The sequence below is a fragment of the Pseudonocardia sp. genome (genome assembly GCF_035305885.1).
Taxonomy (GTDB): domain Bacteria; phylum Actinomycetota; class Actinomycetes; order Mycobacteriales; family Pseudonocardiaceae; genus Pseudonocardia.
The window spans coordinates 153,733-179,305 of the sequence record NZ_DATGOP010000118.1; the positions used below are offsets into that span (position 1 = coordinate 153,733).

Here is a 25,573-nt window from a genome sequence, read left to right on the forward strand (position 1 = left end):
TGTCGGTGCGCGCTCACCTTAGGCCGCCGAGGCGGCTGCTTCGAGCGTGTTTCCGCAGAAGTCCGGTGTTCTCGAAAATTCGTCAGATGCAGTTCACGTGCTGTTCTCCCGACCCCTGCGCAGTTCATCCGAGCGCCACCGGAAAGACAGCGGGAGATCTGGATCACGCGCACCCTACAGGCCCCGCCCGTCGCGGGCCACCGACCCTCCCCCGACACATCAGACCTCTGGACTTGACAGCGGTGATCTTCATCCCGGAGGTTGTCGCCCATGGGTGGTCACACGCGTCGGGGCGTGCCCGCAGCGGCGACGGGCCGGGCCCTCGGCCGACGGTCGTTCCTCGCCGCCGCCGGGATCGGGATCACCGCGCTGGCGGCCTGCGGCCGCGCCGAGGCGACCACGGCCGGGGCCGTCACGACCGCCACCTACATCCCGAAGTCCTACGACGACCTGTACCCGGGCATCCAGACCTTCATGGACACCCTCGCCGCCCGCAGCGGGGGCCGGCTGACCTGCGACATGTACAACGCGGGGACCCTGCTCGGGGCCGAGCAGCTCCTGCCCGGGCTCCTGCTCGGGGTGGCCGACGTGATGTTCCAGACCAGCTCGTACGTCTCGTCGAGCTTCCCGATCCTGGGCGCCATGGAGCTGCCGTTCGGTGCGGAGGACTACGCGAAGCAGCGCCGCGCGATCGACCCGGACGGCCCGCTGTTCGCACTGGTCAACGAGCAGCTCGCCGCGCAGGGCGTGCGGCTGCTCGGCGGGATGCCGTGCACGTTCGAGTACCTGTGGACGGTCGGGAGACCGATCCTGCGCCCCGAGGACGTGCGCGGCCTGCGGATCCGGGTGGCGGGCGAGATCGAGGGCGAGACCGTCAAGGCGCTGGGCGGGGCGCCGGTGTTCATGGGTTCGTCGGAGGTCTTCGAGGCGCTCGAGCGCGGCACGATCGACGGGCTGATGAGCTACCTGGGCACCGTCGTGTCCCGGGACCTGCAGGAGATCGTCCGCTACGGCACCCGCGCCCACTTCGGCGCCTACACCGTCGACGCGTACTGCCGCAGCGACTGGTACGCGGGGCTCGACCCCGAGCTGCGCGCGGCGCTGGACGAGGCGGGCCGGGCGCTCTACCGGGACGGCACCGAGGTCATGGTCGGGGTGCACGAGGGCGACTACCTGGCGCAGGTCCTCGAGGGCGGCGTGGAGATCGTGGAGCCGACCGGGGCCGACCTGGAGGCGTTCCGGGCAGCGGTCGAGCCGGTGTACGGCCGGTGGGAGCACCTGATCGGTGACCAGGCCGTCGCCGACCGGGCAGTCGCCCTGATCAACGAGGCGTAGGAGGCGTTCAGTGACCCGAGTGCGCCGCACCGTGCTCGCCTGCACGCGGGCGATGGCCGCGGTGGCGATGGCCGTCGTGGGCCTGATGATGATCACCATCACCTACGACGTGCTGGCCCGTTACCTGTTCGCCGCCCCCACCGACTGGGCCTACCCGCTCAACTCCACCGGGGTGCTGGTCGCGACGATGCTCGCGGTGCCGCACCTGTACGCCACCGGCCACCACATCTCGATGGACCTGCTGCACCGCGCCCTGCCGCAGCGGGCGCGCCGGGCCGCCGACCTCGTGACCACGGTGGCGACGGTGTTCCTCGGGCTGGTGCTCGCGATCAGCGCGTTCCGTTCGACGGTCGTGGCGTACGCCGCGGGCCTCACCGGGGCCGGCACCTTCAACATCCCGCTCTGGGTGCCCGACGCCGCGCTCACGCTGTCCGGGGTGTTCCTCGTGCTGGTCGCCCTGCTGTTCCCGGCGGGCACGGCCGCGCCGCCCGAGGCGGTGGACGAGGCCGCCGCCCCGGCCGACGCGCAGGGGGTGGCCTGATGACCGACGGCGTGATCGTCACCCTCGCGGTGGTGCTGCTCCTGGTGCTGATCGCGCTGCGCACCCCGATCTTCGTGGCGCTCGGGGTCGCGGGCGTCGCCGGGCTGCTCGGGCTCGGCGGGTTCACCGCCGTCGAGCTGGTGCCGCTCGCCCTGGTGTCGCAGCTGCAGGAGTACGCCCTGGTCGCCGCACCCCTCTACATCCTGCTCGGCGAGGCGCTCGCGGTGAGCGGGCTCGGGCGGGACCTGTTCGGCGCGGCGCACCGGTGGTTCAACCGGGTGCCCGGCGGGCTCGGGGCGTCGGCGGTCGGGGCGTCGACGCTGTTCGGCGCGATGTCCGGGGTGAGCATCTCCTCGGTGGCGGTGATCGGCCGGATGGCCGTGCCCGAGATGCTCGACCGCGGCTACCGGCCCGCGTTCGCCAGCGGCGCGGTCGCCGCGTCCGGGGCGCTCGCCATGCTGATCCCGCCGAGCCTGATGTTCATCCTCTACTCGTCGATCACGGGCGAGAGCGTGGCGGCGCTGTTCGCGGGCGGCCTCTTCCCCGGCCTCCTGCTCGCCGCGATGATGATCGTCTACGTCGTGGCGCGGGCGAAGCTGGCGCCGGCCAACGCCCCGGTCGACCCGGACCGCTTCACCTGGCGCGAGCGCCTCGCGGCGATCGGGCGCATCTCCCCCGCCCTGCTGCTGATCGTGCTGGTGCTGGGCTCGATCTACACCGGGGTCGCGACCCCCACCGAGGCGGCCGCGGTCGGCGCGCTCGCCGCGTTCGTCGTCACCGGCGCGATCTACCGCAAGCTCGGCGCGGACAACCTCAAGCGGATCTTCGTCTCGACCGCGCGGGTGACCGCGGCGGTGCTCGCGATCGTCGGCGCCGCGTTCGTGTTCACCCAGATGCTGGTGCTCGCCCGGGTGCCGGATGCGTTCACCGAGTTCATCGTGCGCCTCGAGGTCCCGGCGGTCGTGATCCTCGTCGGGATCATGATCGTGCTGGTCGTGCTCGGGTGCCTGGTCGACGCCGCGTCGCTGCTGCTCGTCGTCACGCCGATCCTCGTGCCCGCCATCGAGGAGCTGGGCTACGACCCGCTGTGGTTCGGCGTGCTGCTGGTGGTGAACCTCGAGATCGCGGTGATCACGCCGCCCGTGGGGCTGAACCTCTACACGATGAAGTCGGTGGTGCCCGAGCTCGACATCGCCGACATCTTCCGCGGCATTGCGCCCTACGTCGCGATCGAGGGGCTGCTGCTGGCGCTCATGATCGCGTTCCCGCAGCTCGCGACGTGGCTGCCGAGCCTAGTTTCCTAGGCGGTCGACGATCCCCCGCACGAACGCGGCCTGGCCCGCGTGCTGCGCGCAGTCGTTGATCACGCTGACCAGCCGGACCCCCATCGTGACGGGCGGGTCCCACGCCTCGTCCACCACGCGGTCGAGGTCGGCCTCGGTGAGGCCGCCCACGAACTCCAGCGTGCGGGCGGCGACCGCGTCGTAGTAGCCGGTGAGCAGGTCCGGCGACGGCACGCGCACCTGCGCGACCTCCTCCGACGAGTGGCCGTAGCCGATCGCCCCGACCGGGAAGGGCAGCGCGAACCGCTCGGCCCACCCCTGGCTGGTCCACACCTGCTCGCTGCCGGCCACCCCGGCCACGTGGTCGTCCTGGACCCGGGACAGGTGCCAGATCAGCCAGCCGATCGAGTTGGCGTCCGCGTCGATGCGGTACGCGAGCTGCTCCGCGGACAGGCCCTCGGCGGCGCCGTGCACCTCTTCCCCGATCCGGGAGAACGCGTCGGTCAGCAAGGCGGCGACATCCACACCCCGACCCTACGGCGTCCGGCCCGGGTCACGGGATGTGACCGACGGTCACCCCTTCCGCCATCCGGTTGATCCGGTTACTGTCGGTGCGCGCAGCGCGACGGGCAGCCGGAGGAGGAGCGGTGGACGACCAGGCGCCCGCGCCGTTCGTCGATGCGTCCCGCGCCTCCATCGCGCGCGTCTACGACTACCTGCTCGGCGGCAAGGACCACCTCGAGGTCGACCGGCGGGCCGCCGACGCCGTGCGCGCCGTGGTCCCCGAGGTCGGGCAGATCGCCCGGGACAACCGCGCCTTCCTGCGCCGCGGCGTGACCTACCTGGTGCGCGAGGCCGGGATCCGGCAGATCCTCGACATCGGCTCCGGCCTGCCGCGCGAGGACAACGTCAACGAGATCGCCCGGGCCATCGACCCCGGCGTGCGGATCGTCTACGTCGACAACGACCCCGTCGTGCTCGCCCACGCCCGCGCGCTGCTGGCCGTCGACGACCAGACCGCCGTCGTCACGGCCGACCTGCGGCGCCCCGGCGAGCTGTTCGACGAGGTCGCCGCGGTCGGCCTGCTCGACCTCACCGCCCCGTTCGCGGCGCTGCTGTGCGGCGTGGTGCACCACCTGTCCGACGAGGACGATCCGGCGGGGATCCTCGCCGCCGTCCGGGAGCGGCTCTCTCCCGGCAGCCACCTGCTCCTTTCGCATTTCCTCGACGACGGCCGGTCGCGCGCGTACAAGCTCGAAGTCGCGTTCCTCCACGGCGGACTCGGTTCGGGCCGATTCCGCACCTGGGAGGAACTGCGCGAGTACTTCCGCGGCCTCGAGCTCGTCGAGCCGGGCCTCGTCTACGCCAACGACTGGCGCCCGGACGCGACCACGCACGTCGAAAGCCCCGTGCGCACGCTGTACGCGGGTGGGATCGGGCGCAAGCGGTGACCGGGTGAGATCCGCCGCTCAGGCGGTCAGGTCGTCGAACTCGCCGTCCTTGGCACCGGCGATGAAGGCGGCGATCTCGGCCCGCGTGTAGACCAGCGCGGGACCGTGCGGGTCGCGGGAGTTGCGCACGGCGACCGCCCCGCTGTCCAGCGCGGCGACCTCGATGCAGTCCCCACTCGGGTTGCTGGCGCTGCTCTTGCGCCACGTCACGTCACCGAGCTGATCCGCCGCGATGCCGTTGTCCTCCATCTGGTGCATTTGCCCCTCCCGGATGCCGTCGCAGATGTACGCGCCGAATGTACTTGCATCCGCGCTTGCATCCGCAAGCCGGACTAGGGACACTCATCTTCATGAGCAGTGGCGATCCGGTCGGTCGGCGCGCTGTCGAAACCGTCACCGTCACCTGCTCCCTCGATTCGAGGGCCCACGAGGTGCCCGACGCCGAACTCGCCGCGGCGGCCCTGCGCAGCGACGGCCACTACCAGGCGCTCTGCGGCCACATGGTCGCCGCCGCCCCCATGGTGGAGCCCGACGGCCAGCCGTGCCTGCTGTGCACCGCCATCCGCGAGCGCACCGAGACCACGCGCCGCGGCGCGCGCCTGCGCCTCCTCGGCTGAACCACCTCCCCGAACCCGCCGCCACGGCGAACAGCACCCGCCCGGGCGGGGCGGGTGCTGCCGCCGGCCGGGGCGAACCCCGACCAGACGCGCCCGCGGCCGGGGGGATCACCGCGGACGCCTGGTTGACTCCGCGTCCGCCGCCCGTTCGTTACGCCACCGCGCCCGAATGCCGCGGGGGCGGCTCGGACGCTCCCGCTCACCGATCCACGGGTGGTGCCCGCGGGTGGAGCGCGCGAAGGTGGGACCTGCACCACAGCGAAGGAGGGTTCCGTGACCGCCACCGAAGAGCGCCCGTCCACCACCGTCACGCACCCCCTGGAGCCCCTCTCGGCGGAGGAGATCCGCCGCGCCGCCGCCCTGCTGCGCGACGCGGGCCGCATCGGACCGGGGTCGCGGTTCATCTCGCTGGGGCTGCGCGAGCCGGCGAAGGAGGCCGTGCTCGCCCACGACGCCGACGGCACGGCCGTCCCGCGGGAGGCCGCCGCCGTCGTGCTCGACCGCACCGACGGGCGCACCTACGAGGCCACCGTCTCCCTGTCGGACTCCGCCGTCACCCGCTGGGAGCACATCCCCGGCGTGCAGCCGCAGGTCACCGCCGAGGAGTTCATCGCCTGCGACGAGATCGTCCGCAACGACCCGGGCGTGCAGGAGGCGCTGCGGGCGCGCGGGATCACCGAGTTCGACGGCGTCATGGCCGACGCATGGTCGGCGGGCCACTACGGCGACGAGGTGGAGGGCAGGCTGGTCCGCGCGCTCGTGTGGGTCAAGATCGGCGGCCCCGACGACAACGGCTACGCCCACCCCGTCGAGAACCTGGTGGTGTACGTCGACCTGCTCGCCGGGCGGGTCGTGAAGCTCGAGGACCACGGCGTGGTCCCGGTGCCGCAGCAGCCCGGCAACTACACCACCGCCGACGTGGAACCCCGCACCGACCTGAAACCCGTCTCGATCACCCAGCCGGAGGGGGTGTCGTTCGAGGTGGACGGGCACGAGGTGCGCTGGCAGAGGTGGCGGTTCCGGGTCGGGTTCACCGCCCGCGAGGGCCTCGTCCTGCACACCGTCCGCTACACCGACGGCGGCCGCGAGCGGCCCGTGCTGCACCGGGCGTCGCTGTCGGAGATGGTCGTCCCCTACGGCGACCCGGCGCCCACCCACCGGCGCAAGAACGCCTTCGACGCGGGCGAGTACAACATCGGCACGATGGCCAACCCGCTCGAGCTGGGTTGCGACTGCCTCGGGGAGATCCGCTACTTCGACGCCGTCCTCGCCGACCCGAGCGGCGAGCCGCTCACGATCCCCAACGCCGTGTGCCTGCACGAGGAGGACCACGGCCTGCTGTGGAAGCACACCGACTTCCGCACCGAGAAGGCCGAGGTCCGCCGCGGGCGGCGGCTCGTCGTGTCGTTCATCGCCACGGTCGGCAACTACGAGTACGGCTTCTTCTGGTACCTGTACCAGGACGGGTCGATCGAGTTCGACGTCAAGCTCACCGGGATCATGTCCACCGGCGCGGTGCCGCCGGGCACGAGGCCGACCCACGGCCAGCTGCTCAACACCGACGGGCTCTACGCCCCGATCCACCAGCACGTGTTCAACGTCCGGCTCGACTTCGACGTCGACGGCACCACCAACTCCGTCTACGAGATCGACACCGTCACCGACCCGGAGGGCCCGGAGAACCCGCTGGGCAACGGCTACCGCACCGTCGCCACCCGGCTCGACTCCGAGCTCTCCGCGCGGCGGCGGGTGAGCCTCGACTCGGCCCGCTACTGGGAGGTGCGCAGCAGCGAGGCCCGCAACGCGGTCGGCGAGCCGACGGCGTACGCGATCAAGCCGCACGGCACGGTGGTGCCGTTCGTGCGGCCCGAGGCGAGCGTGATGCGCCGCGCCGGGTTCATGGCCCACCACCTGTGGGTCACGCCCTACGCCGAGGACGAACGGCACGCCGCGGGCGACTACCCCAACCAGCACCCCGGGGGCGACGGCCTGCCCCGCTGGACGGCGGCCGACCGCTCCGTCAGCGACACCGACGTCGTGGTCTGGTACACGTTCGGCTCCCACCACGTCGCCCGGCTCGAGGACTGGCCGGTGATGCCGGTGCAGCACGTCGGGTTCCTGCTGCAGCCGGTCGGGTTCTTCGACCGCAGCCCGGCGCTCGACGTGCCGCCACCGCGCCACTGCTAGGTCGCGCCACCGCTATAGGGCGCGCCGGACCGCTGCGCCTCGTCGTAGCCGCGCCGGGCGGCGTGCAGGGCCGGGACGTGCCGGTCGGCCCACTCCTCCACGGCCTCGACCAGTTCGAGGAGGCTGCGGCCGAGCGCGGTGAGGGCGTAGTCGACCCGCACCGGCACGCCCGCGGTGACGGTGCGGGTGACCAGGCCGTCGCGTTCCAGCGTGCGCAGCGCCTGGGTGAGCACCTTCTGGCGGGCCCCGGCCAGGGTGCGGGCGAGCTCCCCGTGGCGGCGGGGGCCGTCGCGCAGCGCCCGGAGGACCAGCGGCACCCACTTGTCGCCGAGCCGCCCGAGCACCTCCTGGGTGGGGCAGGCCGCGACCGCCGCCCGGTGCGCGATCCGGCGCTCCTCCTGCCGCTGCGCGGCCGTCCGCGTGGTCACGAACGCTCCTCCCGGTGCCCTGGGATCTTCGAAGTGCCTACTCCCGACCGTTCTACCCGCCGCCATAGCGTCGCGGCCATGACACGCATCGCCGTCCTCGGCACCGGCGCCGTCGGCGCCGCGCTCGCCGGGGCGCTCGCCCGGGCCGGGCACACCGTCACGGCCGGCTCCCGCGACCCCGCCCGCCGCGCGCCCGGCTGGGGCGTCCCGGTCCCCCTCGCCGGGCTCGCGGAGGCAGCCGAGGGCGCCGACGTCGTCGTGAACGCCACCCCGGGGCACGAGTCGGTCGACCTCCTGCGCCCGCTCGCCCCGCAGCTCGCGGGCAGCGTGCTCGTCGACGTCGCCAACGCCGTGCGGACCGGTGCCGACGGGTTCGCGTCGGCGCTCTGCTACCCCGGCTCCAGCCTGGCCGAGCAGCTGCAGCGGGCGCTGCCCGGCACCCGCGTGGTGAAGACCCTCAACACGATCGGGCCCGCGGAGGCGATGGCCGCGCCGGACACCTTCGCCACGCCGCCCTCGGCGTTCGTCTCCGGCGACGACGACGCGGCACGGGCGGAGGTCGCCGCCCTGCTCGTGGACCTGGGCTGGCGGCCGGAGTGGGTCGTCGACCTGGGCGGGCTCGCCACGGCCCGGGTGACGGAGGCGTTCGTGCTGCTCGTCCGCCCGCTCGTGCGGGCGCTCGGGCCGGTTCCGTTCGGGCTCGCGGTGGCCCGCTGAGCCCGGCTCAGGCGGCCGTGCGGAGCCAGTCGAGGACCTCGCCCGCGTGCTCGCCCGGCGGGAAGACCGGGTAGAAGACGTGCTCGATCCGCCCGTCGCGGATCACCAGCGTGTGGCGCCGGTACAGCGTCATCCCGGCGGCGGTGAAGGTGGGCAGGCGCAGCGCCCCGGCCAGCACGAGGCCGGGGTCGGCCAGCAGCGCGAACGGCAGGTGCAGCCGCTCGACGACCTCGCGCTGGTAGTCGGTGTCCTGCGCGGAGAGCCCGTAGACCCCGGCGGCGCCCGCGGCGAGCAGGTCCTGGTGGTGGTCGCGGAAGCTGCAGGCCTCGGGCGTGCAGCCGCGGGCGCCCGGGATCTCGTCCCAGCCGTCGGGGACGGTCCCGTCCGCCGGGGCGGTGCGCGGGTAGACGTACAGCACGGTGCGCCCGGGCCCCAGCGCGTCCAGCGCGACGGTGCCGCCCGCCGTGCTGGGCAGCTCCACGTGCGGTAGGGCGAGCCCGGGCAGGTGGTCGGCGGCCCCGTCGTCCTCGGGCACGGGCAGGCTCATGCGCGCTCTCCTCTCGGTGCGGACGCCGTCCGCCCCATCCTGGCTCAGCGGGCGGAGCGGAGCGCGTCCACCGTGTAGCGGCCGCCACCGACCGCCCAGATCAGCAGGAAGATCCAGCTGTAGAGCGCGGCGGGCTCGCCCATGTTGAAGATCGGGTTCCAGCCCATCGGGGCGTGCACCGTGAAGTAGGCGAAGGCCATCACCCCGGACAGCACGAACGCGGCGGCCCGCGTGCAGAACCCGACGGCGATCAGCAGGGCGCCGACGGTCTCGATCACGCCGGCCCACCACCCCATCGTGAACGCGGGCGCCGACCCGCCCTGCCCGTCGACGCCGCCGAACGCGCCGAACGCCATCACGCCGTGCAGCGTGAACAGGAAGCAGATCACGAGCCGGAAGGCCAGCAGCACGGCGTCGCGGACCCGGTCGCCGACGCGGGCGGGGGCCGGGCTGGTCGCGCGGGCAACGGTGGTGGTCATCGTGGTCTCTCCTCCCGTCGTGGATCACGTCCGGAGGTGAGACCGCGGGCGGCGCGAGAACTCATCGCACGGCGTCGGTTATCGTCCACCCGATCGATTAGCTTAGGCTCACCTGTCCCGCGAGGAGATCCATGCGCCCGGCGTTCGTCGCGGCACTCGCCGCCGTCTGCTCGCTCGTCCTGACCGCCTGCGGGGCCGGCGAGCCGCCGCCGTCGCCCGCCGCCGGGGCGACGGGCGAGGCGTTCCCGGTCACGATCACCCACGCGTTCGGCACGACGACGATCCCGGCCAAGCCGCAGCGCGTCGTGGCGCTGGGCTACAACGACATCGCGATCGCCGACGCGGTCGGAGCGCCGATCGTGGGCGCGCTGCGCAACTACAGCTACGACGGCACGGGTGACCCGAACCTGCCCTACATCCGCACGCCCCTGCCGGACGACGTACTCGGCATCGAGGCCGACGAGAACGGCGGCGTGAGCATCGAGAAGGTGGCCTCCTACCAGCCCGACCTGATCCTCGCGGTGGGCTCGGCCCTGGTGGCGGACCAGGCCACCTACGACCGGCTCTCCGGCATCGCCCCGGTCGTGGTCTACGAGCGCTCCCTGTTCGGCTCGTCGATGCAGGAGGACGCCCGCCGGATCGGCCGGGCGCTCGGCGAGAGCGAGAAGGTCGAGGCCCTGATCGCCGAGGCCGAGGGGGCCGTCGCGGCACTGCGCGCCGAGCTGCCCGGCCTCGCCGGCCGCACCTACCTGTTCGGGCAGGCGCGCGGCGACATCCTCCCGATGGTCGTCGGCGAGGAGAACCTCGCCACCGTGTTCATGCGCTCCCTCGGCCTCGAGATCCCCGAGCCGTTCCGCGACGCGCCCGCCTCCGACGCCCTCGCCCCCGGCACGGTCGGCGTCAGCTACGAGGAGGTCGGCCTGCTCGACAGCGCCGACGTGCTGTTCATGACGTTCGCCACCTCGGACGATCAGGCCCGGTTCGAGGGCAACGCGCTCGTCCAGCAGCTGCGCCCGGTCCGCGAGGGCACCTACCTGCCGCTCACCCTCGACCAGGCCATCGCGCTGCAGGCCCCGAACGTCGCCGCCGTCGAGTGGCTGATCGACCAGCTGCGGCCGACGCTGGAGAAGGTCGCGGGCCGCCAGGGGTAGCGGAACCTAGCGGGAGACGCCCCTTCTCCCGACGAACGGCGCGTTCGTCGGAACCCGTGCGACCAACGCGCCGCTCGTCGGAAGGGGCGGAGCCCACCACGCGGGTTCCGCGGGACCGCGGGTGGACCACCTCCTGGCGGCGGGCGTCGAGCCGGGCAGGCCCCCGGTCTGCCCGGCGAACACCTGCCCGCACAATCCGCGGCCCCGCCAGGAGGCCCACCGGGGCTGCGCATCAGGACGAGCGGCGAGCGGTTCCGCGGGACCCGCCGCCCCTCAGGCGCGGCCCACCAGCCGCCACCCCTGCGCCCGCTGGCGCTCCCGCCAGAACCGCGCGTACCGGCCCTCGAGCGCGAGCAGCTCCTCGTGGCTGCCCGCCTCCACCGCCCGGCCACCGTCGAGGACGACGATGTGGTCGGCCCCGCGCAGCGTGTGCAGCCGGTGGGCGATCACCAGGACCGTGCGGTCCCGCGCGAGCGCGGCCATCGCCTGCTGCAGCGCGTGCTCGTTCTCGGCGTCGAGGGCCGCGGTGGGCTCGTCGAACAGGACGATCGGGGTGTTCTTGAGCAGGGCGCGCGCGATCGAGATGCGCTGCCGCTCGCCCCCGGAGAGGCGGCTGCCGCCCTCCCCCACCGGGGCGTCCCAGCCGCCCGGCAGGCGCTCGGCGATGTCGTCGACCCGCGCCGTGCGCGCCGCGGCGCGGACCTCCTCGTCGGTGGCGTCGGGGCGCCCGATGCGCACGTTGTCCAGGATGCTGCCGTCGAACAGGTAGACGTCCTGGAAGACCACCGAGATCAGCGACATGAGCTCCTCGGTGCGCAGGTCGCGGACGTCGACACCGCCCACCCGCACCGCGCCCGCGTCCGGGTCGAAGAACCGCGCGATCAGCTTGATCACGGTTGTCTTCCCGGCGCCGGACGGGCCGACGAGCGCGGTCATCGCGCCCTGCGGCACCCGCATCGACAGCCCGTTCAGCACCGGGGTGCCGTCGTAGCCGAAGCGCACGGCGTCGAGCTCGATGTCGACGCCGCACGTCGGCCGCGACACCTCCGGCTCCGGCAGCGTCGGCGTGGCGAGCAGCGAGTTGATCTCCTCCAGGGCGTTCTCCGCGACCCGTAGCGCGCCGCCGAGCTCGGCGATGAGGATCACGGGCTGGACGAACCGGGCCGCGAGCACCAGGACCGCGATCAGCTCGGCGGCACCCAGCGAACCGCCGAGGGCGAAGTGCGTCCCCAGCGCCAGCAGCGCGACGAACGACGCCTGCGCGACGGCGCCGAGCCCCAGCACCCCGGGCACGCCCGCGCGCAGCGTCCGGTGGCCGGCCCCGTGCTGCTCGGCGAGCGCGGCGTCCAGCGCGGCGTGCCCCTCGACGGTGCGCCCGAACGCCCGCAGCACCGGCTGGGCGCGGGCGAACTCGACGATCCGCCCGGCGGCGGCGGCGTGGACGCGGTCCGCGGCGCGGTCGGCCGCCTGCATGCGCCGGCCCGCCGCCCGGTAGACGAGCGCGACCACGGCCGCGGCGACGGTCATCGACGCCGCCAGCCGCCAGTCGAACAGGAACATCGCGGCGACCACGACGAGCGGCGTGACCGACGCGTCGACCAACTGCCGCAGCAGGTTCGCGGGGACCCCCATGATGTCGAGGACGCGCTGCGTCGCCAGGCGGCCGAGCCCACCGACCCGGTCGGCGGTGAACCAGGCGAGCGGCAGCTGCGCGACCTTGTCGCCGATGCGGTGGTGCAGGTCCCGGCTCAGGCGCGCCCCGGTCCGGAATCCGGTGAGCGTCCCCGAGTAGTTGACGACCGCGTAGCCGGCCCACAGCAGGGCGAGGGCGACCACCCACGGCCACGCCCCTGCGGGCGCGCCGCCGAGCAGCTCGCGCAGCGCCGGCACCAGCAGCGCGAACGCCAACCCCTGCAGCACCGCCGCCGCGCCGAGCAGGCTCAGCAGCCTGCGCAGCGCCCGATCGTGCTCGGGGCCGAGCGCGGTGAACAGCCGCTCGATCATCGAGGTCCTCCCGCGAGTGCCGCGCCCACCTGCTCCTGCAGCCGCCACATCCGCGCGTAGCGGCCGTCCGCGGCGAGCAACTCCTCGTGCGTGCCCTGCTCGACGATCCGGCCCCCGTCGAGCACCACGATCCGGTCGGCCCCGACGACCGTCGCGAGCCGGTGCGCCACGACGAGCACCGTCCGGCCGGCCGCCAGCTCCGACAGGGCGTCCTGGATCAGCGCCTCCGACTCGGGGTCGGCGTGCGCGGTCGCCTCGTCGAGCACCACGATCGGGGTGTCGGCGAGGATCGCCCTGGCGATGGAGATCCGCTGCGCCTCGCCGCCGGAGAAGCGCACGTCGCGGCCGACCACCGAGTCGTAGCCCCGCGGCAACGCCTCGATGCGCTCGGCGATGGCGGCCGCCCGCGCCGCCCGCTGCACCGTCTCGTCGTCCGCGTCGGGTCGGGCGAGCCGGATGTTGTCGCGCACGGTGGCGTCGAGCAGCTGGACGTCCTGCAGGACGAACGTCACCAGCCGGTACAGCCGTTCCGGGGCGATGTCGCGCACGTCGACCCCGCCGATCGTGACCGCGCCGGAGGTCGGGTCGAAGAAGCGCGGCAGCAGCTTGGCGAGCGTGGTCTTGCCCGATCCGGAAGCCCCGACGAGCGCGGTCACGGTTCCCGGTTCGAGCACCAGGTCGATCTCCCGCAGGACCGGGCGCTGCGCGTCGTAGCCGAACGAGACGCGCGAGAGCTCCACCCGGCTCGCCTCCGGCAGGCGCGGGCGGGGCGAGACCGGCAGCTCCGGCGCCGCGAGCAGCGCACCCACCCGCTTCGCCGCCGCGCTCGACCGTTCCACGTCGTGGCTGTAGTGGTGCAGAGCCTGCATGGGCCCGGCCACGCCGATGCCGAGGATCGCGAACGGCAGCAGGTCGACCGCCTCGAGCTGCCCGGCCGAGACCATCGCGGTCCCGCCGACCAGCACCGCGAGCAGGACGGTCACCGGGCTGAAGGCCAGCTCCGCGACCGCGCTCGCCCGGTAGGCCTTCGCGATCCAGGCGAGGAAGAAGTCGGCGAAGTCGTCGGCTGCCTGCGCGTACTTCCGGTGCGCGCGCCCGGCCTGGCCGAACATCTTGACCACGGCGATGCCCTCGACGAACTCGACGACCCGGCTGCTGATGCGCTGCTGCGCCCCGTCGAGCTCCGCCGACCGCCCGCCCATCCGCTTCGCGGCCCGGACGATCGAGGCCACCCCCACCGCGATGGGGATCAGCGTGATCAGCGCCATCCGCCAGTCCACCCAGAACAGGTAGGCGAGCGACACCAGCGGGGTGAGCACGCTCGCGGTGAGGTTCAACGCCGCGTGCGCCACCAGGTGGTGCATGGTGTCCACGTCGTGCTGGACGGCCTTGCCGATCCCGCCCGCGCCGCGGTCGGTGAACCAGCCCAGCGGCACCCGGCCGAGCCGGTCGACCATCCGCCGCCGCACCGACAGCTGGAAGTCCAGGTCGGCGTGGTGGGCGATGACCCCGGCCAACCCGGTCAGCAGCACCCACACCACGAGCGCGCCGGCCGCGACCGCGGCGACCGTCCACGCGCGGGACGCGTCGACCGGGCCGTCCGCCAGCAGCACCCGTGCCAGCTCGGCGACCGCGGCGAACGGCACCACGGCGACGACCGCCGCGACGGCCTGGAGACCGACCGCCGCGCCCAGCCGCGACCGGATCGGGCGCAGCAGCTCCGACAGGCCCATCGCCTCATCCATCGTGTCTCCCCACTGCCTACAGGTCGGCCGCGACCAGGTCGCTCGGGCGCTCCGGCGCCTGGCGCAGGCCGGGGTGGACGAACGTGAAGACGGCCAGCCCCGCGAGCAGCACCGCGCCGAGCAGGTACGGGACGGCGGGGCCGATCTCGTACAGGGCGGTGCCCAGGAGCGGGCCGAGCATGAAGGTGAGCGCGTTGCTGGTGCCGACCAGCCCGGCCACGGCCCCCTGCTCCTCGCGGGTGGCGAGCAGGGTGGGTGCGGCCGTGACCCCCGGGAAGCCGAACCCGAGACCCGCGCCGAGCACGGCCATCGACACCGCGAGCAGGGGCCCGGTGCCGGCCGCGACGGTGAGGACCATGCCCGCCGTCATGACGACGACGCCGACCCGGATGAGCCGCAGCGGCGGCCAGTTCAGCCGCGGCACGACCACCGCCTGGACGACGATGACGGCGCTCGCCCCGGCCAGCATGACCAGGCCGGTCGCCTGCCCGGTGGCCTGCGTGGTGAGCTGCAGCCGGTCCTGCACGAGGAACCCGATCGTCATCAGCACGAGGCCGAACGCGAGGTACATCCCGAACCCGGTGGTCAGGAACGGCCACATGCGGCCGTCGAACGGGCTCACCCGCACCGCCGGAGGACGGGGCCCGCGGGCCTGCGGGCGCGGAAGCCCGATCCAGACGAGGACACCGATCAGGGCGACGATCGCGGGCGCCGCGTAGATCGGCGCCAGCAGGCCGACCGCGCTCAGCGCCCCGCCCAGCGCGGGCCCGACCGCGAGGCCGAGGCCCTGCGCCGCGCCGATCACGGACATGCCGCGCACCCGTTCGGTCGGGCCGGTGGTCACGTCGGCGACGTAGGACTGCGCGGTGACCGGGGTCGCGGCCCAGGCCAGCCCGAACACGACACCCCGGGTGAGCAGGATCGACGCGAACAACACCGCACCCGTGAGCGCGCCGGCCAGCCCGGCCTGGGCGGTGGCGGCGAACGCCAGCAGCGCGACGGTCGCGCCGGACAGCGAGATCAGCAGGACCGGCCGGTGGCCCCAGGTGGTGGCGCGGCGGCTCCAGAACGAGCTCGCCAGTACGACACCGGACGCGCCGACCGTCCACACGATCCCGAGCGCCAGCTCGCTGAACCCGAGCTCGCGGGCCAGCGGCGGCAGGATCGGGTTCACCATCTGCTGGCCGGTCATCAGGGCGAAGACGGCCAGGCCGACCAGCAGGATCGGCCTGCGCGCCCCGCTCACCCGGCCACCGCCCGGCGGATGACCTCACCCAGCTCGGCGATCTGGCGCTGCGACACCGCGGCGGTGTGGATCGCCTGCGAGCCGTGGAACGTGCCGGGCCACTGGTGCAGCTCGACCGACACCCCCGCCTGCAGCAGGCGGAGCGCGTAGAGGATGTCCTCGTCGCGGTTGGGGCACAGCTCCGCCGTCGCGATGTAGGCGGGCGGCAGGCCCGACAGGTCCTCGGCCCTGGCCGGCGCGGCGTACGGCGTGGCGGGTGACCCGCCCAGGTGGTAGCGCCACGCCGCGGCGAGCCGGTCGCGGTTCCACCACGGGGTGTCGGTGAAGGTGCGGGCCGACCACGTCTCCAGCCGGTCGTCGAGGCCGGGCTGGTTGAGCAGCTGGAAGCAGATGTGCGGGCCCTTCTCGTCGCGGGCCCGCAGCGCCACCCCGGCGGCGAGGCCGCCGCCCGCGCTGTGCCCGCCCACCGCGATCCGGTCGGGGTCGATGCCGAGCTCGGCGGCGTGCTCGGCCACCCAGCACAGCACGGCGTAGGCGTCGTCGTGCGGGGCCGGGAACGGGTGCTCCGGCGCGAGGCGGTAGCCCACCGAGATCACGACCGCGCCGGACCGGCGGGCGAGCAGGGCGGCCCACGGGTGCTCGGTGTCGAGGTCACCGACGACCCATCCGCCGCCGTGCAGCCACACCAGCGCACCCTCGGCCTGTTGCGGTCGGTAGATCCGCACCGGCACGGCGGGGTCGGCGGGCACGTCGAGGTCCTCGATCTCCAGGTCCGAGGCGTCGGTTGCCGGGATCGAGGTGGCCAGCTCGGCGAACGTCCTGCGGGCTGCGGCCGGGTCGCGCGGGTCGAGCTGCGGCAGGAGCGGGACGAACGCTTCCAACTCGGGATCCATGCCCGCCATCCTGGCCGCGCCCGGCGTGACGATCACCCGCCAAGCGCCGCGCATCCGCACCGATCGACGCACCGATCGGCGCACCGACAGCGCCTATCCTCGGGTGGGTGGAAGCACTGGTCGCCCGGCTGTCCAACCTGGACTCGCACGCCGAGGGCGCCCTGCGCATCGTGATGGTCTACGACACGCTCATGCGCAGGCGGGTGGACCTCCCCGCGCTCGCGCGGGCGTCGGCCGGGCTGGCCCAGTGCGTGGCCGGCATCCGGCTCCACGGCACGGGGCGCACCATTCGCATCGGGCCCGACGGCAGGGAAGCGCCCTCCCCGGCGGGGGCCGCGTCGCTGTCGGCCCCGGTGGTGCTCGACGAGGAGGAGATCGGCACGGTGTGGCTGGAGCGGCCCGGCCCGTCCGGGCCGCTGGACGAGGTGCTGCTGGACCGGCTCGCCATCGCCGCGGCCGCCGTCGTCGAGCGGTACGGGCCCGCCCGCACCACCATGGCCGACCCCGCCCTCGTCGAGCTCGTGATCAGCCCGGACAGCGACGACGCCGCCCGCAGCCGGGCGCTGCGGCTGCTGGGGTTCGCCGCGGACCTGCCGGTCCACGTCGTCGCCGTGCGGTCGCAGCTCCCCCTCGACAAGATCGGCGCCCGGATCTGCCCGGGCCGGCCGGTGAAGGCCGCGCCGCTCGCCGACGTGGGCGTCCTGCTGGTCACCACCGTCGACCGGGCCCGGTTCCCGGACGGCGTGCGCGCGGGGATCGGCAGCGCCGACAGCCCCGACCGGTCCTGGCGGGAGGCCCGCACCGCGCTGCGCTTCACCACCGAGCGCCGGCCGGTCGTGCACCACGCCGACCTGGGTGCGCTGGCGTTGCTCGCCCAGGTGCCGGAGGACGAGGCGCGCGCGAACCCCGACGTGGCCGCCGTCGCCCGCGTGGCCGACGACCCGGACGACCTCGCAACCCTCGACGCCTACTGCGCCACCGGCTCCCACCGCCGGGCCGCCGAGCTGCTGCACCTGCACCACAGCAGCGTCACCCGCCGGCTGGACCAGCTCGGCAAGGCGCTCGGCATCGACCTCACCGACCCCACCGGGCTGACCAGGGCCCGGCTCGCCCTCACCACGTGGCGGCTGCTCACCTGCGCGCCAGGAGGTGGAACACCCGGCTGAGCCGCCGGTACGGGTCGCGGCGGCTCGCCTCCAGCTCCACCTGCGCGATCCGCGCGAGCTCGCCGTCGTCGGCGTCGAGCGACATCCAGTCGCTGAACAGCCAGACGCCGTACCACGCGAGCGGCCGCGCCCCGTGGCCCGCGAGCAGCGCGGACAGACCGTCGACGGTGTCGGCGCGCGTGTCCAGCCCGAGCACGCCGCGCTCGCCGCCCGCGTCGAAGGCCGCCAGCGCGTCCTCCCACCGGCGTTCCAGGGCGGGCCGGACGGCGAGCGTCTCCGCGTTCAGGGCGAGCACCGACACCAGGCCGTCCGGCCGCGCGCACGCGCACAGCGCCTCGACCATCGGCGCCGGGTCGGGCAGGTACATGAGCACGCCGTGGCACAGCACCGCGTCGAACGCCCGGCCGCCGGTGAGCGACGGCGCGTCCTCCCCGCGGCCGAGCACCAGCCGCACCCGGCCCCGGACCTGCGCGGGCTCGGCGGCCATCCGCTCCTGCGCCGCGGACAGCATGGCCTCCGACGAGTCGAGCAGGACCACCTCGTAGCCGAGGCGGGCCAGCGGGAGCGACTGGTGCCCCGCGCCGCCGCCGACGTCCAGCACGGCCGCCGGGGGTGGGGGCAGGTGGGCGGTCAGGTGCTGGTGCACCACGTAGGTGCGCACGCGGCCCTTCACGGAGGCGTACGCGCCCTTGACGAACGGATCCACCAGGCCCGCCCACACGTCCTCGGTCACGACGCCATCCTCGCTTCCCGGCGTCCCGGTCAACGGGGCGCCACGGCGTAGCGAGCCCGCGGGCACGACGCGCGCGCTCGGCACCATCCGGACGCCACCTGCCGACCACGGGAGGTGCGGTGATGCACGTCCTGCACGAGGTCCTGCTGACCGACGCCCGGATGGACGCGCTGCTCAAGGCCGCCGACATCGCTGAGGCCCTCTGGTGGAACGACCCCCTCCTCCAGCGGAGGCCGGCGGCGCTCGCCCGCGCCCGCCGGGCGCTGCTGGACTCCTGCCGCCCGCCCGACGCCCCTGCGTACTAGCCCGCCGGGCCCGGCCGCCCGGCGTCCGGGTCGCGGTAGGCCCCGGGGATCACCGGCGCGCCGGGGTTGAGGTAGGCACCGGCCGGCCGCGGGGTGGCGTGGTGGCGGTAGGCGCCGGCACCGGGCTCCACCTCCTGCGCCTCGGCCCCGGCCTGCGCCGCGTCCAGGAGGCGCCGGTGCTGGTCGGGGGTGAGCAACCGGCTGGTGGCGGTGTCCACGAGCACCGACGGCAGCGCCTCGCGCAGGGCGGCCACCGCGGCCCCGGCGCCCAGTTCGTCGCGCCCGTAGCGGGCGACCACCTCGTCGATGTCGGGTTGCGTCGGCATCGGACACACCTGCCCTCCGTCGCCGGGATCCGTGGCCGACGGGCCGCGGCGTGCAGGGAGGAGGGGTGGCGGGCGCCGTAGATACCGGCCAGGAGCTGCCGATCGGTAGCGGTCGAGCGTGGTCCACGCGGTGGCGTTGTTCGACCTGCGCATCGTGGCCGGGCCGGGCGTGGACCCATACGCTGCCTCGCCGTCGGCGACGGCCGGCTGCGGTGGGCGGATGCCGGGGTGGTAGCCGTCGCTGCGGTAGTGGGTGGCGGCGGCCACCAGCCGCCCGACCCGGTCGCGGTGCAGCATCGCCACCCGCAGCGCGGTGCGGCCGCCGAGGCTGTAGCCGAACAGGTCGACCCGCTCGCTGGCCAGCTCGTCGAGCAGCGCCACGACGTCGTCCGCGAGGTTGTCCAGCGTGGTGTCGCGGTCGATGTCGGCGGTGTGGCCGTGACCCTGCAGCTCGGTGGCGATCACCTGCCACCCGGCCGCGAGGGTGGGCAACACGGTGCCGAACGTGTGGGGTACCGGGTGCCCGTCACGGGCCGACGGTCGTGCCCGGCTGATCGGCGGTCGACGAGGGAGCGCAGCTTCGACCGGATCTGCGCGCAGGGATGACCGTCGTCGCGCGACCGCCCGTCCGGGCACCACCCCCGCACCGAAGCGTGCCCGATGGCGGCTACCCGCTGCTCGTGGTCGGGCACGGCACCCGAGGGGCCGCCGGTTCGGGCGTGCGGAACGACGCGCCGGCCCATGCGAGCGCCAGCAGCGCGGCCGCCACGAACGGGATCCACGGCGCGCCCGGGCCGTCGACGATCACCCCGCCGATGGCGCCGGCCGCGGCGGTGCCGAGGTAGAGGCCGGAGATGTTCAGCGAGAGGGCCGGCATGGGCGCCTCGGGTGCGGCCTCGATGGTGCTGGCCTGCAGAGGTGGGTTGAGGGCCCACGCGAACACCGACCACGCGGCGATCCCGACCAGGAGCAGCGGGAGCGGAGCGCCCAGGCCGAACAGGACGCCGGTCCCGGCGAGGGCGATGGCATGACCGCCGATGACGAGCAGGCGGCTGCGGCGACCGCCGTACCGGTCGGCGAGCCTGCCGCCGAGGAACGCCGAGGGCACGCCGATGACGCCGACGAGCAGCAGGACCAGCGGCAGCGCCCCCGCGTCACCCGGGTGGTGCACCAGGAGGGCGGAGAGGTAGCTGTAGAACATCAGCCCGCCCGCTCCGGCCAGGAAGACGGCCAGGACGAGACGGATCACCCGCGCGTTCCGCAGGGGGCCGAGCCGCTGGGCGAGGCGGGTCGACCCCGCCCCCTCCATCCGAGGCAGCCCGGCGGCCAGCGTGACCATCGACCCCAGCGCGACGAGCGCGATCAGGACGAAGGTCGAGCGCCACCCGAAGCGGGCCCCGACCCAGGCGCCGACCGGCACACCGGTGAACAGCGCCACGGTCAGGCCCGAGGTGACGACCGCCAGGTAGCGGCCCTGCCGATCGGGCGGCGCGCCCTGCGCGGCGACGGTGAACGCCGTGGACGAGACGACCGCGGCGGACAGGCCGGCGAGGCCCCGCAGCACGACGAGGACGCCGAAGGTGGTCGCGACGGCGGCGGCGACGTTCGCCGCCGCGAACACCGCCAGCGCGGCCAGGATCACGCGGCGCCGCGGGTACGGGTCCAGCACGGCTGCCACGACGGGGGCACCGAGGCCGAACGCGAGCGCGAACACCGTGATCAGCTGACCGGCTCCGCCGATGGAGATCTGCAGGTCCGCGGCCAGCTCGGGCAGCAGCCCGGCGATCACGAACTCGTCGGTCCCCAGCGCGAGCGTGGCGACGAAGAGCCCGGCCAGCCAGCCGGGCGAACGGGGGTGAGCCATGCACCCACCTTATTCGATGTTCGTAGAACATCGAATAAGGTGGGTGCCATACTGGGTGCGTGGCGAAGGACGCACAGCACCCGGACCTGGACGAGGTGCCGCTGACCACGGTGCTCGCCGCCCTGTCCGACCCGCTGCGGCTGGGCCTGGTGCGGTTGCTGTCCGACGGCGTCGAGCGCCAATGGGGCGAGCTGGACACCCCCGTGGCGAAGTCCACCCTCAGCCACCACCTGAAGGTGCTCAGATCCTCGGGGATCACGCGGACCCGCGAGGAGGGCACCCGCTGCTACGTGCACCTGCGCCTCGACGAGCTCGAACGGCGGTTCCCGGGGCTCCTGGGGAGCGTGCTGGCCGCAGAGGGGCACGGCGCGACGACCGTCGGCGTCAAGCCGCAACGCCAACCCGCCTGACGCGGCCCCGCGATCGCTCCCGCCCTCAGCTCGGCGCGTAGGCGCTCCACTCCGGCATGGGCTCGCCGTGCAGCGAGGCGCCGAGGCGATCGAGGTACCAGTTCCACCCGGCCTCGACGTCGGCCGCGTCGACGCCCTCGACCAGCCGCTGGACGAACTCGAGCTCGGTGCCGGTGCCCGCGCTGGTCAGCGTGACCTCCACCAGCCAGGAGGGCCCGCCTGCGGTGTCCGGGATCTCGACGACGAGCCGGTGCGGGGCCGCGCACTCGTGGATGGTGACCGTCACCGGGTCGGCGACGGCGCCGCCCGCGTCGACCTCGCCGGTGACCGTGAGCTCCACGGTGCCGCCGGGACGTCCGGCGCCGCGGTAGGAGCCGAACCAGCGGGCGAGGCGGTCGGACTCGGTGAACGCCGACCACACGTCCTCGACGGGGTCGGGGTAGCTGCGGCGCAGCGTGAGGGTGCGGACGTCGGGATCAGGCGCTGCCACGGTGTGCTCCTGGGGTGTCGGTGCGGGCACGGCGCCGGACCCGGCGCCCGCGGTGCAGTTCGGTGTCGAGGGCGTCGAGGCGTGCCGCGGGCCCGGCCGGTGCGGCTTCGACGGGGGCGAGCGGGCGGAACCGGTCGAGCCAGCGGTCCAGCTCGACGAGCCCCTCCCGACGGAGCGTGTAGACGCGGTGCTGGCCGCGCACCTCGGAGGCGACGAGCCCGGACTCGCGCAGGACGCGCAGGTGCCTGCTCACCGCGGGCCGCGTGACGGGGAACCGGGCGGCGATCTCCCCCGCCGTGACCGGACCGTCGGCAAGCATCTCGACGACCTCCCGCCGCAGCGGATCGGCCAGCACCGTGAACGCGTCCACGCCGATATGTAACCACAGTCTTAATTAACGCGCAAGTGCACATATCGCCGGAGCGGGCGCCGTGAACAGCACTTTCGTGGGTGAGCGGCGGCCGACGACAGCGGTACTGTCACCGCGTGTCGCTACACCGAGTGGACCCGCGTGCCAGGCGCGGGTGGGTGTACGCGGCCATGGTGGCGTTCGGGCGCTCGGCCGCGGGCCAGTGGTTCGTGCGCCACGTGTCGGCTCGCGTCGACCCGTGGCCGTACCGGGTGACCGGTGGGCGCTCCACCACGACGCTGGGCACCATCACCACCGCGCCGCTCACCACCACGGGCGCGAGGTCGGGGCTCCCGCGCTGCGAGCTCGGGGGCGAGCGGTTCACCGCGCGCGAGGGCACCGATCCCGACGAGTGCGCGCGGCTGTTCGCGCTCGCCGAGCGGGTCTACCCCGGGTGGCGCGACTACCGCGCCGCGACGGCGGCGGTCGGCCGGCGGATCCCGATCCTCCGGCTCGTGAGCCGCGGTGATCCGTGACGGGGACGAGGGCTGGTGGGCGCGGCAGGGATCGAACCTGCGACCGCTCGGGTGTAAGCCGAGTGCTCTCCCGCTGAGCTACGCGCCCGGGATCCGGCCGCCTTGAGCGACCGGCAGATGCTAGGCCACCGTGGCCAGCGCCTTCTTCCACGCCTCCTGGTCGCGGGCTTCCCCGGGCGCGTTCACCTCGGCGAACCGCACGACGCCGGACTTGTCCACGAGGAAGGTGCCGCGCACGGCCATGCCGCGGTCTTCGTTGAACACCCCGTAGGCCTTGGCGACCTCACCGTGCGGCCAGAAGTCCGACAGGAGGGGGAACTGGTAGCCCTCCTGGAGGGCCCAGGCCTTGAGGGCGAACACGTGGTCGACGGACACCCCGAGCACCTGGACGTTCTCGTTCTGGAACGTGCCGATGTCGTCGCGGACCGCGCACAGTTCGCCGGTGCAGATCCCGGAGAACGCGAACGGGTAGAACACGACCAGCACGTTGCGGCTGCCGCGGAACGACGACAGCGTGACGTCCTGGTTGTTCTGGTCCTTCAGGGTGAAGTCGGGTGCCTCGGTGCCGACCTCGGGCGCCATGAGCAGATCTCCTCGCTGCAAGCCGTGGGTTCCCCGAGGAGCCTAGTGGGACGAGGCCACCCGCGACGCGAACGGGAGGCACGGGCCCCGGTCCGGTCGGCGCGCCGGGCACGCGCGAACCGGCCCGTGGGCCGGAACGACCCACGGGCCGCGCGCACGTCCGGGCGGGCGTGCCCTGAGGAACCGGCGGGCGTCGAACGCCGGTCAGCGGCGGGACTTGGCCGCCTTCGGCGCCACCAGGCGGGTCCCCACCCAGCCCTCGCTGACGGTGATGTTCGAGGTCTGGGACAGCCCCGCCGTCGGTGCAGCCTCGGCGATGTCACTGGGTTCCACGTGACCGGGACGCCCCGTCTTGGGCGTCAACACCCAGATGACCCCGTTCTCGGCGAGCGGGCCGATGGCGTCCACCAACGTGTCGACCAGGTCACCGTCCCCGTCCCGCCACCAGAGCAGGACGAGGTCGACGACCTCGTCGGCGTCCTCGTCGAGCAGGTCGTCGCCCGCTCTTTCCTCGACGGCGTCCCGCACCGCCTCGTCGACGTCGGTGTCCCAGCCGAGCTCCTGGACAACCATGCCCGGCTCGACGCCGAGCTTGCCCGCGATGTCGGACGTGCGTCCGGCATCATCCGCGGCGACCACGCGTGTACCCCTTTACCTCGTGCACTGCTCGCAGCCGGTGCCCTTCCCCCCGACTCCGGCCTCGTCGGTTGCGGAATCCGAACACGACGACTGTCCGACGCGCAACCACTCGTTACGAGATCGAGCGCCGAGGGGCACGATAGGGGATGGCACCAACGGAGAACGACTCAGCTCTACCTAGGCAGGGAGATCCCTTGACCGGCCAGAACACCGACGGCAGTGCCCGGACCTCCGGGACGGGGCCGCGGCGCGTGCACGTCATCCGTGACGGGCTCGCCGCCCACCTGCCGGACATCGACCCCGAGGAGACGGCCGAGTGGCTGGACTCCTTCGACGCGGTCCTCGACGCCGCGGGGCAGCAGCGCGCCCGCTACCTCATGCTGCGGCTGCTGCAGCGGGCCCGGGAGCGCAACGTCGGCGTTCCCGCGCTGACCAGCACCGACTACGTCAACACCATCCCCACCGACCGGGAGCCGTGGTTCCCCGGCGACGAGGAGACCGAGCGGACGTACCGCCGCTGGATCCGGTGGAACGCCGCGATGTTGGTGCACCGCGCGCAGCGGCCGGGCATCAGCGTCGGCGGGCACATCTCGTCCTACGCGTCCTCGGCCACGCTGTACGAGGTCGGCTTCAACCACTTCTTCCGCGGCAAGAATCACCCGGGCGGGGGTGATCAGGTCTACATCCAGGGCCACGCCTCCCCCGGCATCTACGCCCGCGCCTACCTCGAGGGCCGCCTCACCGAGGACCGGCTCGACGGGTTCCGCCAGGAGCTGTCGCACGGCGGGCCCGGCCACGGGCTGCCGTCGTACCCGCACCCCCGGCTGATGCCGGACTTCTGGGAGTTCCCGACGGTGTCGATGGGCCTCGGCCCGATGAACGCGATCATGCAGGCGCGGTTCAACCGCTACCTGCACCACCGCGGCATCAAGGACACCTCGCAGCAGCACGTGTGGGCGTTCCTCGGCGACGGGGAGATGGACGAGCCGGAGTCGCGCGGCCTGATCCACGTCCCGGCCACGGAGGGCCTGGACAACCTCACGTTCGTCATCAACTGCAACCTGCAGCGCCTCGACGGCCCGGTCCGCGGCAACGGCAAGATCATCCAGGAGCTGGAGTCGCTCTACCGCGGCGCCGGCTGGAACGTGATCAAGGTCATCTGGGGCCGCGACTGGGACCCGCTGCTCGCCCAGGACGTCGACGGCGTGCTCGTCAACAAGATGAACACCACGCCGGACGGCCAGTTCCAGACGTACGTGATCAGCGACGGCTCCTACATCCGCGACACGTTCTTCGGCGACGACCCGCGGCTGCGCAAGATGGTCGCGGACCTCTCCGACGAGGACCTCCAGCGGCTCTCCCGCGGCGGCCACGACTACCGCAAGGTCTACGCGGCGTTCGACGCCGCCCGCGAGCACGTCGGTCAGCCGACGGTGATCCTGGCGCAGACCATCAAGGGCTGGACGCTGGAGAGCTTCGAGGGCCGCATGGCGACCCACCAGATGAAGAAGCTCACCAAGGACGACCTGAAGGAGTTCCGCGACCGGCT

Annotated in this window: 29 protein-coding genes and 1 tRNA gene; 13 read left to right on the forward strand and 17 right to left on the reverse strand. The window is 73.8% G+C overall.

All coding sequences use genetic code 11. The features are described from left to right. Positions 1-270: 270 nt before the first annotated feature. Genes VKZ81_RS27155 through VKZ81_RS27165 form a run of 3 tightly spaced genes read left to right on the forward strand, consistent with a single transcriptional unit; the run spans position 271 to position 3,180 of the window. Positions 271-1,335: a TRAP transporter substrate-binding protein gene (locus VKZ81_RS27155; RefSeq protein ID WP_324244537.1), complete on the forward strand. Its 1,065-nt coding sequence runs from the start codon at positions 271-273 to the stop codon at positions 1,333-1,335. 10 nt (positions 1,336-1,345) lie between these two features. Further along, a complete protein-coding gene (locus tag VKZ81_RS27160; protein WP_324244538.1) occupies positions 1,346-1,876 on the forward strand; it encodes a TRAP transporter small permease in 531 nt (176 codons plus the stop codon). Then, positions 1,876-3,180, forward strand: a complete 1,305-nt coding sequence (locus tag VKZ81_RS27165; protein WP_324244539.1) for a TRAP transporter large permease — start codon at positions 1,876-1,878, stop codon at positions 3,178-3,180. The genes VKZ81_RS27160 and VKZ81_RS27165 overlap by 1 nt, the downstream gene beginning before the upstream one ends. Here the strand turns inward: VKZ81_RS27165 and VKZ81_RS27170 are convergent. Further along, positions 3,169-3,684 carry a mycothiol transferase gene (locus VKZ81_RS27170; protein WP_324244540.1) on the reverse strand — a complete coding sequence of 172 codons (516 nt, stop codon included), beginning with the start codon at positions 3,682-3,684 and terminating at the stop codon, positions 3,169-3,171. The two genes, VKZ81_RS27165 and VKZ81_RS27170, sit on opposite strands and share 12 nt — an antisense overlap. Before the next feature lie 122 nt (positions 3,685-3,806). Between VKZ81_RS27170 and VKZ81_RS27175 the strand changes: the two genes are divergently transcribed. Then, positions 3,807-4,610, forward strand: a complete 804-nt coding sequence (locus VKZ81_RS27175; RefSeq protein ID WP_324244541.1) for an SAM-dependent methyltransferase — start codon at positions 3,807-3,809, stop codon at positions 4,608-4,610. 18 nt (positions 4,611-4,628) lie between these two features. On the opposite strand, the gene VKZ81_RS27180 is transcribed toward VKZ81_RS27175, so the two are convergent. Continuing rightward, entirely contained in the window at positions 4,629-4,868 is a 240-nt protein-coding gene (locus tag VKZ81_RS27180; protein ID WP_324244542.1) for a DUF397 domain-containing protein, read from the reverse strand. Positions 4,869-4,960: 92 nt separating this feature from the next. Here VKZ81_RS27180 and VKZ81_RS27185 point away from each other — a divergent pair, with 92 nt between their 5' ends. Continuing rightward, positions 4,961-5,227, forward strand: coding sequence for a hypothetical protein (locus tag VKZ81_RS27185; protein WP_324244543.1), 267 nt, complete (start codon positions 4,961-4,963; stop codon positions 5,225-5,227). Positions 5,228-5,500: 273 nt separating this feature from the next. After that, on the forward strand, positions 5,501-7,414 hold the full coding sequence (locus VKZ81_RS27190; RefSeq protein WP_324244544.1) for a primary-amine oxidase: 1,914 nt from the start codon (positions 5,501-5,503) through the stop codon (positions 7,412-7,414). Here VKZ81_RS27190 and VKZ81_RS27195 read toward each other — a convergent pair. Further along, positions 7,411-7,842 carry a winged helix-turn-helix transcriptional regulator gene (locus VKZ81_RS27195; RefSeq protein ID WP_324244545.1) on the reverse strand — a complete coding sequence of 144 codons (432 nt, stop codon included), beginning with the start codon at positions 7,840-7,842 and terminating at the stop codon, positions 7,411-7,413. The genes VKZ81_RS27190 and VKZ81_RS27195 overlap by 4 nt on opposite strands. A gap of 78 nt (positions 7,843-7,920) precedes the next feature. Here VKZ81_RS27195 and VKZ81_RS27200 point away from each other — a divergent pair, with 78 nt between their 5' ends. Continuing rightward, complete coding sequence (locus VKZ81_RS27200; protein WP_324244546.1) at positions 7,921-8,559, forward strand: NADPH-dependent F420 reductase; 639 nt, start codon at positions 7,921-7,923, stop codon at positions 8,557-8,559. 7 nt (positions 8,560-8,566) lie between these two features. Here VKZ81_RS27200 and VKZ81_RS27205 read toward each other — a convergent pair whose 3' ends face one another. Together VKZ81_RS27205 and VKZ81_RS27210 are read right to left on the reverse strand one after the other, a co-directional pair. Continuing rightward, the gene (locus VKZ81_RS27205) at positions 8,567-9,106 is read right to left on the reverse strand and encodes a peroxiredoxin (RefSeq protein ID WP_324244547.1); all 540 of its coding nucleotides are present in this window, start codon (positions 9,104-9,106) and stop codon (positions 8,567-8,569) included. Positions 9,107-9,150: 44 nt separating this feature from the next. Further along, positions 9,151-9,585, reverse strand: coding sequence for a DoxX family protein (locus VKZ81_RS27210; protein ID WP_324244548.1), 435 nt, complete (start codon positions 9,583-9,585; stop codon positions 9,151-9,153). Between the two features lie 131 nt (positions 9,586-9,716). Between VKZ81_RS27210 and VKZ81_RS27215 the strand changes: the two genes are divergently transcribed. After that, entirely contained in the window at positions 9,717-10,736 is a 1,020-nt protein-coding gene (locus VKZ81_RS27215; protein ID WP_324244549.1) for an ABC transporter substrate-binding protein, read from the forward strand. A gap of 273 nt (positions 10,737-11,009) precedes the next feature. On the opposite strand, the gene VKZ81_RS27220 is transcribed toward VKZ81_RS27215, so the two are convergent. The 4 genes from VKZ81_RS27220 to VKZ81_RS27235 are packed head-to-tail and all read right to left on the reverse strand — an operon-like array spanning position 11,010 to position 16,624. Next, positions 11,010-12,740, reverse strand: a complete 1,731-nt coding sequence (locus tag VKZ81_RS27220) for an ABC transporter ATP-binding protein (RefSeq protein WP_324244550.1) — start codon at positions 12,738-12,740, stop codon at positions 11,010-11,012. Beyond that, positions 12,737-14,485: an ABC transporter ATP-binding protein gene (locus tag VKZ81_RS27225; RefSeq protein WP_324244551.1), complete on the reverse strand. Its 1,749-nt coding sequence runs from the start codon at positions 14,483-14,485 to the stop codon at positions 12,737-12,739. The genes VKZ81_RS27220 and VKZ81_RS27225 overlap by 4 nt, the downstream gene beginning before the upstream one ends. A 16-nt stretch (positions 14,486-14,501) precedes the next feature. Further along, complete coding sequence (locus VKZ81_RS27230) at positions 14,502-15,731, reverse strand: MFS transporter (RefSeq protein WP_324244552.1); 1,230 nt, start codon at positions 15,729-15,731, stop codon at positions 14,502-14,504. Then, a complete protein-coding gene (locus VKZ81_RS27235) occupies positions 15,728-16,624 on the reverse strand; it encodes an alpha/beta hydrolase (protein ID WP_324244553.1) in 897 nt (298 codons plus the stop codon). The genes VKZ81_RS27230 and VKZ81_RS27235 overlap by 4 nt, the downstream gene beginning before the upstream one ends. A 107-nt stretch (positions 16,625-16,731) precedes the next feature. On the opposite strand from VKZ81_RS27235, the gene VKZ81_RS27240 reads away from it, so the two are divergent. Beyond that, positions 16,732-17,790: a helix-turn-helix domain-containing protein gene (locus VKZ81_RS27240; RefSeq protein ID WP_324244554.1), complete on the forward strand. Its 1,059-nt coding sequence runs from the start codon at positions 16,732-16,734 to the stop codon at positions 17,788-17,790. On the opposite strand, the gene VKZ81_RS27245 is transcribed toward VKZ81_RS27240, so the two are convergent. Then, the gene (locus tag VKZ81_RS27245) at positions 17,756-18,523 is read right to left on the reverse strand and encodes a class I SAM-dependent methyltransferase (RefSeq protein WP_324244555.1); all 768 of its coding nucleotides are present in this window, start codon (positions 18,521-18,523) and stop codon (positions 17,756-17,758) included. The genes VKZ81_RS27240 and VKZ81_RS27245 overlap by 35 nt on opposite strands. A 122-nt stretch (positions 18,524-18,645) precedes the next feature. Between VKZ81_RS27245 and VKZ81_RS27250 the strand changes: the two genes are divergently transcribed. Then, entirely contained in the window at positions 18,646-18,828 is a 183-nt protein-coding gene (locus VKZ81_RS27250) for a hypothetical protein (RefSeq protein ID WP_324244556.1), read from the forward strand. Here VKZ81_RS27250 and VKZ81_RS27255 read toward each other — a convergent pair. Further along, positions 18,825-19,649: an alpha/beta fold hydrolase gene (locus tag VKZ81_RS27255; protein ID WP_324244557.1), complete on the reverse strand. Its 825-nt coding sequence runs from the start codon at positions 19,647-19,649 to the stop codon at positions 18,825-18,827. The genes VKZ81_RS27250 and VKZ81_RS27255 overlap by 4 nt on opposite strands. Before the next feature lie 172 nt (positions 19,650-19,821). Next, a complete protein-coding gene (locus VKZ81_RS27260; RefSeq protein ID WP_324244558.1) occupies positions 19,822-21,018 on the reverse strand; it encodes an MFS transporter in 1,197 nt (398 codons plus the stop codon). Between the two features lie 59 nt (positions 21,019-21,077). Between VKZ81_RS27260 and VKZ81_RS27265 the strand changes: the two genes are divergently transcribed. Further along, a complete protein-coding gene (locus VKZ81_RS27265; RefSeq protein WP_324244559.1) occupies positions 21,078-21,428 on the forward strand; it encodes an ArsR/SmtB family transcription factor in 351 nt (116 codons plus the stop codon). Positions 21,429-21,453: 25 nt separating this feature from the next. Here the strand turns inward: VKZ81_RS27265 and VKZ81_RS27270 are convergent, their stop codons facing one another. Together VKZ81_RS27270 and VKZ81_RS27275 are read right to left on the reverse strand one after the other, a co-directional pair. Beyond that, entirely contained in the window at positions 21,454-21,918 is a 465-nt protein-coding gene (locus VKZ81_RS27270; RefSeq protein WP_324244560.1) for an SRPBCC domain-containing protein, read from the reverse strand. Then, on the reverse strand, positions 21,905-22,288 hold the full coding sequence (locus VKZ81_RS27275; protein WP_324244561.1) for an ArsR/SmtB family transcription factor: 384 nt from the start codon (positions 22,286-22,288) through the stop codon (positions 21,905-21,907). Before VKZ81_RS27275 ends, VKZ81_RS27270 begins: the two co-directional genes overlap by 14 nt. 116 nt (positions 22,289-22,404) lie before the next feature. On the opposite strand from VKZ81_RS27275, the gene VKZ81_RS27280 reads away from it, so the two are divergent. Continuing rightward, complete coding sequence (locus tag VKZ81_RS27280; protein WP_324244562.1) at positions 22,405-22,803, forward strand: nitroreductase family deazaflavin-dependent oxidoreductase; 399 nt, start codon at positions 22,405-22,407, stop codon at positions 22,801-22,803. Between the two features lie 13 nt (positions 22,804-22,816). Here VKZ81_RS27280 and VKZ81_RS27285 read toward each other — a convergent pair. From VKZ81_RS27285 to VKZ81_RS27295, 3 genes are all read right to left on the reverse strand, one after another. Further along, a tRNA-Val gene (locus tag VKZ81_RS27285) sits at positions 22,817-22,891 on the reverse strand. 32 nt (positions 22,892-22,923) lie between these two features. Then, positions 22,924-23,385, reverse strand: a complete 462-nt coding sequence (locus tag VKZ81_RS27290; RefSeq protein ID WP_324244563.1) for a peroxiredoxin — start codon at positions 23,383-23,385, stop codon at positions 22,924-22,926. Positions 23,386-23,589: 204 nt separating this feature from the next. Beyond that, on the reverse strand, positions 23,590-24,024 hold the full coding sequence (locus tag VKZ81_RS27295; RefSeq protein WP_324244564.1) for a DUF3052 domain-containing protein: 435 nt from the start codon (positions 24,022-24,024) through the stop codon (positions 23,590-23,592). Positions 24,025-24,218: 194 nt separating this feature from the next. Here VKZ81_RS27295 and VKZ81_RS27300 point away from each other — a divergent pair. Next, positions 24,219-25,573 (forward strand): thiamine pyrophosphate-binding protein (locus VKZ81_RS27300; RefSeq protein ID WP_491723620.1); only part of this gene is annotated, 1,355 nt, incomplete at its 3' end.

Coding starts and splice junctions, on each gene's coding strand:
- VKZ81_RS27155 (WP_324244537.1), top strand. CDS start 271: ATGGGTGGTCACACGCGTCGGGGCGTGCCCGCAGCGGCGACGGGCCGG.
- VKZ81_RS27165 (WP_324244539.1), top strand. CDS start 1,876: ATGACCGACGGCGTGATCGTCACCCTCGCGGTGGTGCTGCTCCTGGTG.
- VKZ81_RS27180 (WP_324244542.1), bottom strand. CDS start 4,868: ATGCACCAGATGGAGGACAACGGCATCGCGGCGGATCAGCTCGGTGAC.
- VKZ81_RS27185 (WP_324244543.1), top strand. CDS start 4,961: ATGAGCAGTGGCGATCCGGTCGGTCGGCGCGCTGTCGAAACCGTCACC.
- VKZ81_RS27200 (WP_324244546.1), top strand. CDS start 7,921: ATGACACGCATCGCCGTCCTCGGCACCGGCGCCGTCGGCGCCGCGCTC.
- VKZ81_RS27205 (WP_324244547.1), bottom strand. CDS start 9,106: ATGAGCCTGCCCGTGCCCGAGGACGACGGGGCCGCCGACCACCTGCCC.
- VKZ81_RS27210 (WP_324244548.1), bottom strand. CDS start 9,585: ATGACCACCACCGTTGCCCGCGCGACCAGCCCGGCCCCCGCCCGCGTC.
- VKZ81_RS27215 (WP_324244549.1), top strand. CDS start 9,717: ATGCGCCCGGCGTTCGTCGCGGCACTCGCCGCCGTCTGCTCGCTCGTC.
- VKZ81_RS27220 (WP_324244550.1), bottom strand. CDS start 12,740: ATGATCGAGCGGCTGTTCACCGCGCTCGGCCCCGAGCACGATCGGGCG.
- VKZ81_RS27225 (WP_324244551.1), bottom strand. CDS start 14,485: ATGGATGAGGCGATGGGCCTGTCGGAGCTGCTGCGCCCGATCCGGTCG.
- VKZ81_RS27235 (WP_324244553.1), bottom strand. CDS start 16,624: ATGGATCCCGAGTTGGAAGCGTTCGTCCCGCTCCTGCCGCAGCTCGAC.
- VKZ81_RS27250 (WP_324244556.1), top strand. CDS start 18,646: ATGCACGTCCTGCACGAGGTCCTGCTGACCGACGCCCGGATGGACGCG.
- VKZ81_RS27260 (WP_324244558.1), bottom strand. CDS start 21,018: ATGGCTCACCCCCGTTCGCCCGGCTGGCTGGCCGGGCTCTTCGTCGCC.
- VKZ81_RS27290 (WP_324244563.1), bottom strand. CDS start 23,385: ATGGCGCCCGAGGTCGGCACCGAGGCACCCGACTTCACCCTGAAGGAC.